A 13,930-nucleotide genomic window follows, 5' to 3' on the forward strand; every position below is an offset into this window, starting at 1 on the left:
AGTTCTGTATCCCCGCCCGTACGCAGTCGCCGTCCCGTGGTCGCGGCGGCCGAGAGCGTGGACGGATCCGCCGCAAACCCGTCTTCCCCGCCCCGGGGGCCGGGGAAAACAGAACGGCGCCTCGTCGGCTCAGCCCCGGGAAGGACCGTACGCAAGGACCGCGCCGCCTTCACGCACCGTCCCTTCCGGTGGCAGGAGATGCGCGACGTTCCGCACGGGACGGGAGAGGGAGGCAGCGGCGGAGGTGCTGTTGGTGGCGAGAGGCCTCTTCGTGATCGGGTGGGCCGTGCCCGAGCTCGCCCTGCACCTCATGCTCGCCGAGCCGACTACGACGCCTCGGCCCGCTCGGCACGGCGCGGACACATCATCAGTCGATTTTTCAGACGCCCTAGGCATGGCCCCTCCTGCTGGCCGCCCACCGGAGCACAATGCCGACATGGTGAGTTTTGAAGATCAAGATATGACCGATGCTGAATTTCGCGAGTGTGACCTGACCCGCGCCCGGCTGATCGGCGTGGTGATGCAGGACGCCGTGATCGACGGGCTGGTCGGCAACCTGGTGGTCAACGGCGTGGAGGTGATGTCCTATGTCGAGGCAGAGCTCGACCGGCGGTATCCGGTTCGGATTCTGATGCGTTCAGAGGAACCGGCCGATCTACGGAAAGCCCATCGACAGCTACAGGACGCCTGGGCCGGCACGGTAGAGCGGCTCCGAGCGATGCCCGCGGGCTCCGAGCACCGGCGCTCCGCCGGCGAGTGGTCGGCAGTAGAGACCCTGCGCCACCTGGTGTTCGTGCACGACTCTTGGTTTCGCCGCTGCTGCCTGGGATCGACCCAGCCCTTCACCGGAATCGGGTTGGCGTCCGGCTTCGTGCCGGATCAGGAGGAACAGGGTCTCGATCGAGCGGCGGCCCCGGGCCTCGACGAAGTACTGGCCGTGCGAGAGGAACAGTCCGCCGAGCTGGAGCGATGGCTGGCGACCGTAACCGTCGGCGAGTTGTCCGCAGCCGCCCCGGTGCCTGCGGGACCGGGCTGGCCGCCGTATGCCGAGGGGAAGCCGGTGGTCGAGTGCCTGCGAGTGGTGCTGAACGAAAACTGGGCACACCACGGGTTCTGCGTCCGTGACCTCAATTCGCAGCAGAACTGAGCTCCACCATTGCCGGCCAACGAGCCGCAGGCCAGTGCGAGTATCGCCTCGACGGGTGCGGCGGGGCCGGGGCGGAGGGGCGTACGTCGCGCACCTGATGACGTACTACCGCGACGTTCAGCGCTGGGACCTGCTCCACGCTCCCCGGCGCCGGGACTGGACCGCACCGCGTGCCTGCTGGCCCGCCGAGCCCGTGGCCGCCCTTGGTTCTTGCGCTGCCGGGGTGCGGATGGCCAGGAACTCCACGTGCGGTGCCCGGTGCCGGTTGCTGCGGGTACCGGCACCGGGCACACGAAGCAGTGCAGTTCAACCGGGCTTGCTCTGCCGGGGACTGTGGTGCGCTTCGCGGATGCGGCGTTTGGGGGGGCTCACGTGGCGGGAGGCCGCTTCCGCCCCGTGTGCTCCTTCTTGGGCCTGTTGGTCAGGTCAGCGCCGAGTGGCCGAAGGTGCAGCTGTTGTAGTCGATGATCCGGTTGTGGTACTCCCCCGGCAGACCTCGTAATCGAGGCTGTGGCGCTCGGGGAAGTTCTTGTTCTTGTACCGGGTGTAGCCGGCGCCTTCGGTCATCCAGAAGCTGCCCTCACGCCCTGCCTCGGTGCCGTCCAGGTGGCGAAGGACCCATTTGATGACGGCGGACTTCCCGTCCTTCTTCTTGTCCTTGACGGAGAACCAGTCGCCGTTCGAGTTGAAGCACCCCTCGGCATAGGCGGTGGAGTGGCAGAGGAAGGGACCAAGGGCGGACGTGGTGGGTGACGTGGCGCGTTCGAACTCGATTCCTTGAGCGCTTGCTGCGGTCGCCGGAGCGGCGGTGAAGAAGAACGCCGCAGCTGCGGCGGTGAGGACAGTGGCTCCACGAGCTCTCATGCGTTTGCTCCTGATAGGAAATGAGGCCTGAACAAGGGCCGGTTGAAGACGGACGGCATGAGGCTGACTGCGGGCGGCACATACCGGTCGCGCAAAGACGCGAACCTGGCCTAGCCCGAGGGGGTGTTGACGCCGTGCCCCGGCCGTGCGCAAGCCGTGCCGCCGGGGCGCCCACGGCCGTCCCCAACCTGGTCGAAGACCTGGCATGCGATCAAGGACGTTCTCCCTATGCCAACGATCACTTACGGCGATCAGTGCATTGGCCACGTGGGCATACCGCTTCCACCGCGGCGGAGCGGACCTCAGACGGCGCCGCTCAACCTGGGCAGAGCCCTGGAGTGCAGTGCTTCGGTGGGCCAAGGGGTCGAGGATGTACGGGGGCATGGGCGGTCGCGGTGTTCGCGGTGCATGTGCGGTTCGACGACGGCCGGAGCGAGGGGGACCTGCCGGTCGTGTGGTCGGGGGGGGACTGCCTGACCTGAGGAGCGTGCGGGCACACCCGGGGCGGCAGTCGGCAGCCGTGAAGCACGGGCGGCTCGCACGCCCGGTGCGCCTGATCGTTCTGGATCGCCTCCGGTCCGCCCAGTGAACGGGCAAACCTTCGCGCCGGACTTCATCCTCGTGGCGATGGCCAAGGAATACGCCTGCGGCATCAAGCGGCACTTCGGGGCGGTTGCCAAGGACAGCACCTGCGGCTGGTGACCCCCCGCCCGCCCACCCGGGAACGGGAAGGCGGGCACTTGGCGCCCACGGCGCCCCGGATACCGGCCGGGCCGGCTGAGCCTCCCCATGGGGCCCGGCCGGCCCGGCCGCACCGGATCCCGGCCCCGCGGGCAGGCGTAGGGCCGGGATCCGCTGTGTTCAGGGGCAGAGGATCAGCGCGATGGAGACGGTGATGCAGGTGACGGCGGCGGTGTCGTTGGAGGTGTCCGGGTCCTCGGGGGTGCCGGCGGTGCGGCCGGCGGTGACGGTGCTCGGGCCGAGGCGCAGGAACGTGAGCGGAACCCGGAAGTCCTTGGTGACGGTGGCCCCGGCGGGGATGGCGCCGTAGGTGCAGGTGAGGGTTCCGGCGGTGAGGGTGCAGCCGGGCGGCAGTTCGGTTGCGGTCGCCCCGGTCGGGAGCGTGGCTTTCAGGGTGGCCGAACTGACCGGGCCGGGGCCGTTGTTGGTCGCGCTCAGCGTGTAGGCCACGTGCGGCACCAGGACGCCGAGCCTGGGCCGGGCCGCCAGGCCCACCTCGAGGTCGGCGGGCCGTGCGGTGATGGTCAGCATCGGGCCGTGGGGCGGGTACGAGGTGGGCCCGTTGCCCTGGTGGTCGGTGAAGAACTGGCGGCGGACGGGGAAGGTCTGCGGCGGCACGTCCGCGTCGATCCTCAGCGTGAGGGAGACATCGATGGGGTCCCCCTTGTCGAGGTCGCCCACGGGGAGGTAGTAGCCGATTTCCATCTCCGAGCAGCTGGGGGCGCAGGAGACGACGGAGGTGATGGCCGCCAGGTTCATGCCGACGCCGCCGTAGATACCGACGTAAGTGCCGGTGAATCTCTCGCCGGACGTGCCGGTCACTTTGATCGTGACGGTGTCGCCGGGCGCGACGGTGGCCGCCGACAACTGCGCGGAGAGCTCCGGATAGTCGTAGGCCGAGGCGGTGGTGGGCCCGGCGAGCACCAGCGCCACGGCCGCCGTCACGGCCGCGACCAGGGCGGCCAGCAGCCGGGAGACCGGGCGGCCCGCCGCGGCGCTGCGAGCCTCCCCCGTGGCCGAACGTGGCCAGGTACCGAAGATGCGCATGGAAGGCTCCTTATGAGCACGGCGGGGAGGGATGCGGGCCGAGCGAACGCGGCCCGGCTCCCTGGGATATGGCACCGCACCGGCGTCTCCATGCCAATCAGGGAAGGGGAACACCCGTACCCCCGCTCCCACTCCCCCGCCCCCTTTTCCCCCAGAACCGCGCGCACTCTCCCCGCCGCCGCTGTGCCGGCCCCCGGCATCCCCGCCCAGGACACCAGCCGTCCCGGCCTTCAACGTGCTTCCACCAGGCGTCCGGGTCAGGCAGGTACGCCCTCGGCTTCCTGCGACAGGCGCTCCCAGTCGGCCCGGGTGGCGAGTCGCTCGGCGTACACATGACGGATCACCGGCAGCACCTGGGACCTGAAGACCACGCGCAGTGGCGGGTGTTCGGCGTCCACCGGCTTGAGCAGCGCGGGGGCGGCAGCCTCGGGCGGCGGGTCGGGGACTGCCGCCTGAGCGGCGGCGCTCGCGAACGCCGCGCGCAGAGTGTCGTAGGCCGGGTTCGGGGCGGAGCGCGTGGGCGGCGTGGTGCCCATGGCCATGCGGCACTGCGTCGGCTCGGCGATCGTGACCTTCACCCCGTACGACGCGGCCTCTGCTGCCAGGGCCTCGCTCATGTTTCCTCGAAGCCGGGGTACTCGTACGCGGACAGCTCGACAGCTCGACAGCTCGACAGCTCGACAGCTCGACAGCTCGACGGCCGTCGCGGCGCTGGGGACCTGGACCCGGGCGGCAAGACGAGCCAGAGCGGTGCTGCGTCCCGCACAAGACGGCAGCCGCCTTCCCGTCAGGAGCGGGGGCCGGGGGCGTGAGGTACGCCCCGACCCCTTCCTTCGGCCGTACCCAGCCCCCGCCACCTCCCTCCTTTAGTCATACGCAAGCCCTCCGCCATCTCCCTCCACGGGACGACGCCGTCTCCAGGGGCGCTCCGGGACATGCCGGATAGGACGGCCACCCGACTACTGAGACGCTCAACTCACCATCACAGCAGGTGAATTGAAAGGACTCATCATGCGCAGGACCGCATCGGCCGCCACTGCACTCGCCGCCCTCATCGTCCTGGCGGCGGGCGCACCGGCAACCCTCGCCCACACCGCCCAGAACTCCGCGTCGCCCCGTTCCGTCACGACCGAGCGCTGCCGCGCACCGCAGCTGCCTCCCGTAGGCGAGCCGCTCGTCGTGGACCCAGACAGCGTCAAGGCCCCGTCGGGTACCTCCCGGCCGGTCTCCGACCGCGCCACATACCAGCGCGTCGCCTCCGCCGTACGCAACTTCGCCGGCTGCATGAACGCCGGTGACCACCTGCGCGCAGCCCCGCTGCTCAGCGCGCACTTCGTCAAGGACTTCATGGGCCAGGACAGCTACCAGACAGTCCCTGATGTTCTGGGCGGGCTCCGCATCGAGCACCTGCGCATCGGCGAGATCCGCGCGTACGCGGACGGCAGCTTCACCACGGACCTCCGCTACCTCGCGTACGGACACCAGTTGGCACACGTCAAGATGAACTGGTGGAAGGACCGGCGGGACGGCTTTCTCAAGGTCAACGGTTTGGAGGCGCTCGACTCGCCCGTGGCACCAGAAGCGCAGGAGGTACGGGTGGAGATGGGCGAGTACTTCTTCCGCTTGGACCGCACCACGGTACGCGCCCCGCACGGCTCTGCCGTACTGCGCCTGACCAACATCGGCAAGGAACGGCACGAGGCCATCCTGTTGCGCCTGCCCGAGGGGGCGACGGGGGCGGACCTCTTCAACGGCAAGCTCTCCCCCAAGGACGTCACCACCGTCGCCCAGGAGAACGGCGGCGATGAACTGTCCCTGGTCGGCCTGACCCCGGGGACCTACACGCTGGTCGACTTCATACCGGCGGCGGACGGCAAACCGAACGGCATGCACGGTCAGACCGCACAGTTCACCGTGACGCGTTGACGCACTCCTGGGCCGGTCGAGGTCCTGGGTGTCCACCAGCGTTTCTCCAAGGACGCCGACGGCTTCGGCCGGAGCCCGCTGCACACCCTGGGTTCCGGCGAGGCACTCTACGAGGCCGCGGGCCACCTCAAGGTGCTCGCCCACCCTCTGAGCAAGGCGTACGCGCCGAGGCGGCAGCACCCGGACCCGGCCAGGGCCCGGTGCCCTCGGCATCTGAGAAGCCGTTGTCTTTCCGAGCGCGATGAATGCGTTTTTGCTGGTCAGGAATGGGGTGGGGCTTCCGGTGGCAAGGACGAAGTGTCGTTTCGTCTCTTCGGTGGAGGTGCCTGATGCCGTCGGTGATGGGGTTGCTGGAGGAGCGTGAACGTGCCGCTCGGCAGCGGGTGGATGTCCTTCAGGCCGAGTTGCGGGAGGCCGAGGCGGTGTGGCAGCGGTTCGTGATCGCCCGTGAGGCGGTGGCCGAGGTCCTGGCGGGGCCTCGCGGAGGTGAGGAGGCGCCACCGGACGTTGTGGCTGGCGAGCCGTCGGCGCGGGTTGTGGGTGCGGTGCCGGGTTCGGTGGTGCCGGTGTGGCGCGAAGGCCTCATCGCGTCGGTGCTGGCACCGGATTACCAGCAGCTCATGAACGCTCTGATGGGTGAGGGTGGGGCGGATCCCGTGGCGATGGACTGTCGAAAACTCGCGGTGGCAGTCGGGTTGGAGCCTGTGCCGGCGAAGGTGGAGGCCGTGCGGTCGAAGGTCAAGCGCCTTGCCGCCCGCGGCTGGCTGATGGAGGAGCGACCCGGAGTGTTCAGTGTCGTTGCCGGGCGAGGCGGCGGCTCATGACCATGCTCATCGACCACAGGATCATCGCCTCGGCGGTGTCGGTGCGGGCTTCGTAGTCGCGGGCCAGACGGCGTGAGCGCATCAGCCACGCGAACGTCCGCTCCACCAGCCATCTTTTCGGCAGGACGACGAAGCCGCTGGTGCTATTGCTGCGTTTGACGACCGTCAGTACGATCCGCAGCACGTTGCGGACGAAGTCGGCGAGCTGGCCGGTGTAGCCGCCGTCCGCCCAGATGCGCGTGATGCACCAGTGCCGCTCGTGCAGCCGGGCCAGCAGTGCCTGCCCGGCTTCCCGGTCGGTGACGGACGCCGCCGTGACCATGGCTGCCAGGAGAAGACCGAGGGTGTCCACCACGATGTGGCGTTTGCGGCCGTTGACCTTCTTGCCGCCGTCGAAGCCCCTGGTCGTGGCCGGTACGGAGGCGGCGCCTTTCACTGACTGGGCGTCGATGATGCCCGCCGTCGGCTCCCGGTCGCGGCCGGCCGCTCGACGGGTCCGGTCACGCAGCCGGTCGTGGAACTCAACCGTCCAGCTTTTGTCGCGCCAGCGTCGGAAGAAGGCGTAGACACGGTCCCACGCGGGGAAGTCCGCGGGCATCGACCGCCAGGTGATACCGCCCGCGACCAGGTAGCGGACCGCGTCGACCATCTGCCGGTGGCAATAGCCTTCCGGCTGACCGCCCCGACCCTCCAGCCAGCCCGGGACCGGCAGCGCGGCACGGACCTCGGCCCACTCCGCATCCGTCATGTCCGACGGATACTGCGGCTCCCGGCCCGGACGATCGCCCGCATTCCCGTACATGTGGGCGAGGCAGTCACACGACCGGGAAGACGAGTTGGACGACGCGGTGGACAGCACGAAAGACTGCAGCACCAGGGTCTCCTGACGCTCGGATGGATTCGACACCCACGAGCTGTTCGGGAGGCCCTGCCTTCATGCCCAGACCACCGGAAGATCACCCGGCCGGGCAACCACACTCGAACTCACGCCCACGATGATCGATAGAACAACGGCTACTGAGCACGGCCCTGACCAGCCTGCGGGCGGCTCTGGAGTTGGTGTGCGCCGACCTTGCCTCCGGGCAGGACGCCGAGGCGGTCACCGAGTACGCCCCGCCCCGGCGCCAACGACCCTCCGAACGGCACGCCCCTGGCTCGCCCCCCCCTGGTGAGGAAGTCGAGGGTGCGGTCGTCCTGGTCCCGGGTGCCGAATGCCTGGAGTTGCTCGGTCTCCCGGAGTCGGCACATTGGGTGGGCCTGGAACGGGCACGGCGGCCCTGTTCCCCGGAGGGTGGGGCTTTCACCGGCCCCGACACTGCCGCCAGGGCGGGCCCTCGCGTGACCGACGGCGGGAGCAGAGGAACCTCACCTCGCTGACTTGGCTTCGTGACCTACTTTAAAAATGGACCGCGCGGTGCGCTGCGCTGGCTGGCCAGCATCCCGGCGTCGAGTCAGTCTCGGTACTGCCGGGGCTCTATGGGAAGCTGGGGCCAGTGCGGCGCCCTTTCGCGGGGTGGTGTTCTGGTGAGGCCGGTGCCCTGTGCTACCCGCTCAGGCGGTTGAGTGCCGGCCGCTTTCGTTGGCTGTGCGCGTCCGGTGCTGCGGCCCTGTCCGGCTTCAGGAACTGACTCACCCACAGGGGCATCTTCGGCCACGACGAGGCGTGTCACGAGCGAAGTGAGAGTGCCTGGTCGGGCCGGATCGCGGCACATGCTGCTCTCCGCGAGCCAGCGGCGGGCCATGTAATCGCCTTACGCCCCCGCATCCGTGACGGCGTGGGTGCGACGGCCAGCCCTTCGACGGTCGGTGGGGCGCCGGACCCGAGGCCAGTTGGCAACTACAACATCTCGTCCCTGAATGACTGTTTCTGGACAACCCTCAACCACCTTGCACGGAGCGCGAGTTGCGCATCGCCTGGAACAAACCCATCGCAACGAGCACGCCACCCACACACATCAGAACCACGCCAACTTTCGTCAGTGTGACGACGGGCGTTTCCACCCCATCCGTGAACAAGAACAGGGCCAAACCGATGACGAAGGTGAGAACACCTTCCAGCATGCTTTTCGATCCCTGCTTCATGTACGGCCACTCCTCTTCAGGCACGTGCGCCATAACCGCGCATACTTTTCAGTTCCTGATCAGCATAGGAACGAGCCCTGCCCGGATCCTCGCCCTGCAGAACGAACCGCGGGTACATCGTTCGGGGGACCGTGAACCGGACAGCCTGCCATCCACGTATCCAGCGACCGGTGCAGTCCGACTCTGAGGTTTCTCACTCCCCCCGTTGTTCGGGAAGTGCTGATCGGCACCCCTGCCCACAAGGGGCGACTCGGGCACGAAGCAGTCACGTGACCGGCGTCAGGGGCCCGGAACGCAGGCAGGGTGCCCGCGCTCTGCAGCTGATCAGCAGCGGCCCCGCTCCCGGAAAACCAAACCCGGCCCTCGTTCGCTCCGGGCATCTGTTCTCCCGGCGGGCGGGTTCACGCCGCGTGGGCGGGTTGGCGTCCGCCGGTGGGCAGGGCCTGTTGGCGGAGGCAGATGCGGGTGCGGGTGCGGGTGCGGATGCGCGAGACGTGCATCTGGGACAGGCCGACCTTGCGGGCGATGTCGGCCTGCGTCATGTCGTCAAAATAGCGCAGGTACGGGACGCGGCCCTCACCGCCTGGCAAAGAAGGCCCCCTGCCGCCGCTGAAAACGGCGACGCCGGACCTTTCCCGCGCGCTCCGCGAGCGTGTCCCGTCCGTTGCCCAACAACAGCAGACTCATCCCTCGGGATGCTGGTGAACTCCGTTGCCTGGTAGCGGAGTTTGGGCAGGTCGTCCTCTTGCTCTGTGATCACTCCGAAGACTGGCCGCTCAGCCGGGCCCGAGCGAAAGGAACAAGCTATGGCCGTGCAGGCTGGAGCTTCTTCGACACCGGCACCTTGGTGAGCTTCAGGGACCACGGATCGTCCGGAGTGCGGAACTCCAGCGTTCGGTCGCCGCTCGTGTACAGCTGGACGCCGGCCAGATTACCGAGGCCGTCGTCCTCGATGGTGAGGTAGACGAAGTCGCCGGCCACGCCGCTGTCGACGAACTCCCATCGGCCATGGAAATCGGCAGGGTCCGAGCCGGAGCTGATCGACAGGTGCGTTGCTGTGAACGTTCCGTCGCGCGCGAGACGGATCTGCCCGCCGCTCTTCTCATTGCGGTACGCACCGGGAAGAGCGGCGGTATCGACGGTGCGGGCACACCCGGCGGTAAGCACCGCAGAGACGGCCAGCACGGCGGCAAGCCACTGTCTGCCTGTCCTCTTGATCGTCACGCCCTCAGCGTACCGAGGGCCTGATCAGACACACCAGGAGGATGTCGCACAGACCCTGCCGAGGCCAACGCCCTCGCCCAGACCGTCGTCACCTGCTCCAACGTCCCCGTCAAGGTCACTCTCGCACGCTGACCCACCTCTCGATACACAGGCCCAAGGGCTCCCCCGCCGGTAAGCAGTCAAGGGGCAGCGGCGGGTCAGTAGCTGTACTCAAGCCCCTAATCAGTGACGCTCGGTGACGGTTTGCAGAGTCGTTCAGGGTGTGTACTTGCTTGAACTGGGCGCGAGCTCCCGAGAGCGCACCAGCTGCTGGCCTTGGCTGTGTGTTCTGCCGGGCCCGCAGAACACACAGCCTTCCTGGAGGATGACGCCGCTAAACGGTCACGGCGTGGACGGCAAGTTCCCCAGCAGGGCAAGGGAGTGTTCGCCGCCTGCCGCGATGGTCTGGCCCCTGGTCTCGGTCGGGACGGCCGTCGGGTCGAAGGAGGTGACTTTCCCCTCGATGTTCTGGCTGGTGCCGAGCAGCGCCACGATGTGCGCGAAACCGGCAGACACGTCGGTGACATGGGACTGCTCGGCGTACCCCGGGCGGGTCTGCCCGACGTTTTGGCTGGAGCCAAAACCCCACGCGCTCCGGTTCCCGGGCCCTCCACACTGTCGGCACGTACCACCGAACGGGCAGCCCGTCGGTGCAGAGGCTCGGAACTACCAGGGGGATTCCATGCCAGTTGCCATACGCCGTGCTCTCATCGCAGCGACCGCCGTGTGCATCGCACTCTTCGGACTGATGGTGCCGACCGCGTCGGCCGACAAGTGGATCCCCTGGCGGAACTGCGCCGAGGGTGACATCTGCGTCTACAACGGCCCCGACGGCACCGGGGAAGTGTGCACCTGGGACGGCAACGACGCGAATTGGAGGACCAGTACCGGATCGGGTTCGCACCGGTGGATCTGCAAGTGGACCCAGACCTGGGAGCCCGCCCCCGAGCACGGGCGGAAGGTCAAGTCGATCTGGAACCGGGGCACGACCGCAGGGGGGCCCGCAGACGTCAGGTTCTACTTCGGGGAGAACTACACGAACTACTACGCCTGCGCGGCCAAGGGGTTCAAGGGCAACACCGGCCCCGACGCAGGCGTCTTCCTGCTGTCCCACTCGTGGGTGAGCAGCTGCTGACCCCATCGACCGCAAAGACCGCGATGGTGAGCGGCGGGCAAACAGCCCGCCGCAGGCCCCACGGTGCATGGCCCGGACCCGTCCCGGCGGGCGGATCGTCACCCCCTGGGGGCACCTGGGCATGTCGCACTCACGGTCGACGACACCGGCAGCACCGCAAGCGGACGGGCCCAGGGGCTGGGGCAGTTCATGCCCGCCCACACCGCACACCACGCCGGGGCCGGTGTAGTGCGGGGACGTCCACGCGGCCCACACCAGCGCCCTGGCCGACCGCCGGGAAGCGGCCGTCGTCGAGCAGTGGCTCGCGGATTTCCGCCGCCGCTCGGGAAAGGGCACCCTCTTCCTCGGCGCCCACACCGGCACCCCCCACGCCTACCGCGTCGAGGGCGTGCCCTACCTCACCACCCCGAACGCTGCCCACCCCGCCGCCGCCCCGCGCACCGGGGCGGATTCACCGAATGGTCACTCGTCGGAGCCGACCGCCCCACCAGCGAAGACCAGGAAGCCACCCGCCAACAGCCCGCAGCCAGAAGCCCCCACTGGGCCACCGTCCAGACAATCCCCACCGTCGACGCCCTGTCCCTGCAGCTCTCCGGCCGGCCCGCCCCCGGCCGCCCCGTCCCCGTGCGCGCCACCCTGGTCCAGGGCACCCGGCACCTCCCTGTCGCCTTCCCCGTCAGCGCCGACTGGACCGGCTCCCCCAACCTGCACATCGGCCCCCTCCGCCACGCCTCCCCCCGCCACACCGCCTCCTTCGACCCCGCCACCGGACAGGTCACCGCACTGCACCCCGGAAACATCACCCTGACCGTCACCGTCAACAACACCTCCCGCACACTCCCCGTCCGCGTACGCCCCGCGACACCCGGCAGACACTGAAACCAGGACCGATACCCGGCACGGCCCCCTCCCCTCCCTTCCCGGGTCCCGGCCGCCGGCTCCGTCCTCCGGCCCCGCACCCGGCGCTCCTGCGGGCAGCAGGGAAGGGCCCCGGGCAGCGTGTCCAGATGGCGTCCAGCACCGAGCCGCACGGCCTCGCGGCAGAAGAGCCCCGGCTTTGCCGCGCGCTTACGGCACGGTGACACCGATACCTGCGGGACAGCACCCGACCGGATCAGGCCATAGAATCCCGCCTTCCGGAAGTTACTTTCCGATTCCGGGCCATCACCGGTAGTGTCGGGCGGGCGCAGGACGGACATGCCCGGCCACCCGCAGCCGCAGAGCGGCACCGACGCGGACGCCCGCTGCCCCGAGAGAGGATGCAGTTTCCCCGTGAACACCACCCCGACCCACACACCGGGCCGGTCCGACGAGGAACTTCCCGACCTGCACCAAACGCAAGGGCCGCCCGCAACCTGGGCCGAGCTGGCCAAAGCCACCTGGTTCGCAATACCGCAGTCCGCGCTCGGCACCCCGCAGGACCAACCGCCCCTCGCGGGCTACCTCGTAGTCCTGCCCGCCCACAGGCAGACCCCCGAAAACACCACCACCACAGCGCGGATCCAGGTGAACACCGCCACCCGCACCGTGGCCGTAGCGGGACGCCCCCTGCAGTTCACCCGGCTCGAATTCGACCTGCTCGCCCACCTCGCCGCCCACCCCCTCCAGGTCCACACCCGCGAGATGCTGTACTCCGCCCTCTGGGACACACGGACCGCCGCCGCAGACCACCGCACCGTCGACGTCCACATCGCACGCCTACGCCGCAAACTCGGCTCCCCCCACCGCACAGCCATCGAGACAGTACGCGGAGTCGGCTACCGCTACATCGACGCCTGAACACACCCCCGCCCGCAGACCCTCCTCCCGACGCCCTGCTCACCAGAGCAACGCCCGAGGACGGTGTGACAGTCCACTTGGGGCCGTGGCTCGACAACGTCCGGAAGCGGGAGGACAAGCTCAGCCCGCAATGCCGGGCGCAACTGAATGCAATAGGGATGCGGTGGTCGGCGGGCACAACCAGGAGGACGAGGTGAGCGGGCGGGTGCTGATCACGGCGCACTGGTTTCGGGAGGGGCCGGGGCGCGGCGGGTACCGGCTGTGTGGCTTCGGGGGTGCAGGTGGCACCGGAGTGACCATGCGCAGGCCGAGGCAGACTGGCTGGCTCCTGCGCACCGGTTCGTGCCGCAGCGGATCAGCCCGCCGCGCTGCTACACATGCGGGTTCCGTGTCTCCCAGACCCGGCACACCGGGTGGGCCTGGGACTGGTACGACGGCCCTGTGTCCCCGAAGAACGCGGCGGGCGTTCGCGGCCAGGAAGGGCCTTGCCAGTGACCGACGCACGAGGAGTCCGGACGCGTACAACAGCGGTCCGGTGGGCCGGGCGGCCGAGGACGTGCGGCAGGGCGACGCCGACGCCGTCCTGGCGGTCGCGGTGCGTTCGTACGCGTTGTTCGCGGTGCACGCACGGTTCGGCGACGGCATGGGCGAGGAGGTTCTGCCGGTCGCGTGGTCGGCGATCCCGCCTGCGGAGCATGCGGGATACCCGGGGGTGCTGGAGGAGTACGGGCAGGATTACCGGGAGCGGCTGGATGAGCTGTTCGCGGAGTACGGGCCGCAGTCGGCAACAGCGCAGCACGGGCGGCGCGAGCTGCTCGCGCACCCGGTGTCCCTGATCGTCCTGGAGCGCCTGGTGGCGGTGCGCTCCCGGTACGTGCTGGCGGCTCGGTATAACGGGGAGCTCCCGGACCGGTGGCTCAATGACATGAGCGCTGCCTGGGGTGTCGGCGAACTCCTGTGACCGGCGCCCTCGCCGGGCATCACCGGGGCGGCGGGCCGCTTCACTCCTTCGTGCTGATGTGGCCCCCGGGACCACCCGGCCTGCCTGCCCGCCCTCAGGGGCTCTGTCAGGTGCCTACGGCGGGGTGGCTACGGAGGTCCGAGTGGGAGTCGTTTCGACAG

The 13,930-nt window shown here is 69.2% G+C and carries 15 protein-coding genes; 7 read left to right on the forward strand and 8 right to left on the reverse strand.

Annotated features, from left to right (window positions below):
• The first annotated feature begins 436 nt into the window (after positions 1-436).
• On the forward strand, positions 437-1,147 hold the full coding sequence (locus ACFYVL_RS42720) for a DinB family protein (protein ID WP_389255225.1): 711 nt from the start codon (positions 437-439) through the stop codon (positions 1,145-1,147).
• 426 nt (positions 1,148-1,573) lie between these two features.
• On the opposite strand, the gene ACFYVL_RS42725 is transcribed toward ACFYVL_RS42720, so the two are convergent.
• From ACFYVL_RS42725 to ACFYVL_RS42735, 3 genes are all read right to left on the reverse strand, one after another.
• Complete coding sequence (locus tag ACFYVL_RS42725) at positions 1,574-2,011, reverse strand: hypothetical protein (protein WP_389255227.1); 438 nt, start codon at positions 2,009-2,011, stop codon at positions 1,574-1,576.
• 861 nt (positions 2,012-2,872) lie between these two features.
• A complete protein-coding gene (locus ACFYVL_RS42730) occupies positions 2,873-3,799 on the reverse strand; it encodes a hypothetical protein (protein WP_389255229.1) in 927 nt (308 codons plus the stop codon).
• A gap of 257 nt (positions 3,800-4,056) precedes the next feature.
• Positions 4,057-4,416, reverse strand: a complete 360-nt coding sequence (locus ACFYVL_RS42735) for a hypothetical protein (RefSeq protein ID WP_389255231.1) — start codon at positions 4,414-4,416, stop codon at positions 4,057-4,059.
• Positions 4,417-4,810: 394 nt separating this feature from the next.
• Here ACFYVL_RS42735 and ACFYVL_RS42740 point away from each other — a divergent pair, with 394 nt between their 5' ends.
• Positions 4,811-5,725, forward strand: coding sequence for a hypothetical protein (locus tag ACFYVL_RS42740; RefSeq protein WP_389255233.1), 915 nt, complete (start codon positions 4,811-4,813; stop codon positions 5,723-5,725).
• A gap of 329 nt (positions 5,726-6,054) precedes the next feature.
• A complete protein-coding gene (locus ACFYVL_RS42745) occupies positions 6,055-6,549 on the forward strand; it encodes a hypothetical protein (protein ID WP_389255235.1) in 495 nt (164 codons plus the stop codon).
• Here ACFYVL_RS42745 and ACFYVL_RS42750 read toward each other — a convergent pair.
• From ACFYVL_RS42750 to ACFYVL_RS42770, 5 genes are all read right to left on the reverse strand, one after another.
• The gene (locus ACFYVL_RS42750; protein ID WP_389255237.1) at positions 6,515-7,297 is read right to left on the reverse strand and encodes an IS5 family transposase; all 783 of its coding nucleotides are present in this window, start codon (positions 7,295-7,297) and stop codon (positions 6,515-6,517) included. The genes ACFYVL_RS42745 and ACFYVL_RS42750 overlap by 35 nt on opposite strands.
• Before the next feature lie 1,130 nt (positions 7,298-8,427).
• Positions 8,428-8,631 carry a DUF5708 family protein gene (locus ACFYVL_RS42755; protein WP_389255239.1) on the reverse strand — a complete coding sequence of 68 codons (204 nt, stop codon included), beginning with the start codon at positions 8,629-8,631 and terminating at the stop codon, positions 8,428-8,430.
• A gap of 401 nt (positions 8,632-9,032) precedes the next feature.
• Entirely contained in the window at positions 9,033-9,221 is a 189-nt protein-coding gene (locus ACFYVL_RS42760) for a sigma factor-like helix-turn-helix DNA-binding protein (protein ID WP_389255241.1), read from the reverse strand.
• A 214-nt stretch (positions 9,222-9,435) separates the two neighbouring features.
• The gene (locus ACFYVL_RS42765) at positions 9,436-9,855 is read right to left on the reverse strand and encodes a hypothetical protein (RefSeq protein ID WP_389255243.1); all 420 of its coding nucleotides are present in this window, start codon (positions 9,853-9,855) and stop codon (positions 9,436-9,438) included.
• Positions 9,856-10,236: 381 nt separating this feature from the next.
• Positions 10,237-10,410 (reverse strand): hypothetical protein, encoded by a 174-nt coding sequence (locus tag ACFYVL_RS42770; protein WP_389255245.1) that lies wholly within the window; start codon positions 10,408-10,410, stop codon positions 10,237-10,239.
• Between the two features lie 166 nt (positions 10,411-10,576).
• Between ACFYVL_RS42770 and ACFYVL_RS42775 the strand changes: the two genes are divergently transcribed.
• From ACFYVL_RS42775 to ACFYVL_RS42790, 4 genes are all read left to right on the forward strand, one after another.
• Positions 10,577-11,029 (forward strand): peptidase inhibitor family I36 protein, encoded by a 453-nt coding sequence (locus ACFYVL_RS42775; protein ID WP_389255247.1) that lies wholly within the window; start codon positions 10,577-10,579, stop codon positions 11,027-11,029.
• Positions 11,030-11,653: 624 nt separating this feature from the next.
• Entirely contained in the window at positions 11,654-11,908 is a 255-nt protein-coding gene (locus tag ACFYVL_RS42780; protein WP_389255249.1) for a hypothetical protein, read from the forward strand.
• 393 nt (positions 11,909-12,301) lie between these two features.
• Complete coding sequence (locus ACFYVL_RS42785) at positions 12,302-12,808, forward strand: winged helix-turn-helix domain-containing protein (protein WP_389255251.1); 507 nt, start codon at positions 12,302-12,304, stop codon at positions 12,806-12,808.
• A gap of 535 nt (positions 12,809-13,343) precedes the next feature.
• Positions 13,344-13,769, forward strand: coding sequence for a hypothetical protein (locus ACFYVL_RS42790; RefSeq protein WP_389255253.1), 426 nt, complete (start codon positions 13,344-13,346; stop codon positions 13,767-13,769).
• Positions 13,770-13,930: the final 161 nt, after the last annotated feature.

Source organism: Streptomyces sp. NPDC004111 (assembly GCF_042874215.1).
Classification (GTDB): Bacteria; Actinomycetota; Actinomycetes; order Streptomycetales; family Streptomycetaceae; genus Streptomyces.

Excerpts from the sequence above, each read along its gene's own strand:
- ACFYVL_RS42750 (WP_389255237.1), bottom strand. The coding sequence starts at position 7,297 with ATGACGGATGCGGAGTGGGCCGAGGTCCGTGCCGCGCTGCCGGTCCCG.
- ACFYVL_RS42735 (WP_389255231.1), bottom strand. The coding sequence starts at position 4,416 with ATGAGCGAGGCCCTGGCAGCAGAGGCCGCGTCGTACGGGGTGAAGGTC.
- ACFYVL_RS42730 (WP_389255229.1), bottom strand. The coding sequence starts at position 3,799 with ATGCGCATCTTCGGTACCTGGCCACGTTCGGCCACGGGGGAGGCTCGC.
- ACFYVL_RS42745 (WP_389255235.1), top strand. The coding sequence starts at position 6,055 with ATGCCGTCGGTGATGGGGTTGCTGGAGGAGCGTGAACGTGCCGCTCGG.
- ACFYVL_RS42775 (WP_389255247.1), top strand. The coding sequence starts at position 10,577 with ATGCCAGTTGCCATACGCCGTGCTCTCATCGCAGCGACCGCCGTGTGC.
- ACFYVL_RS42755 (WP_389255239.1), bottom strand. The coding sequence starts at position 8,631 with ATGAAGCAGGGATCGAAAAGCATGCTGGAAGGTGTTCTCACCTTCGTC.
- ACFYVL_RS42720 (WP_389255225.1), top strand. The coding sequence starts at position 437 with ATGGTGAGTTTTGAAGATCAAGATATGACCGATGCTGAATTTCGCGAG.
- ACFYVL_RS42725 (WP_389255227.1), bottom strand. The coding sequence starts at position 2,011 with ATGAGAGCTCGTGGAGCCACTGTCCTCACCGCCGCAGCTGCGGCGTTC.
- ACFYVL_RS42740 (WP_389255233.1), top strand. The coding sequence starts at position 4,811 with ATGCGCAGGACCGCATCGGCCGCCACTGCACTCGCCGCCCTCATCGTC.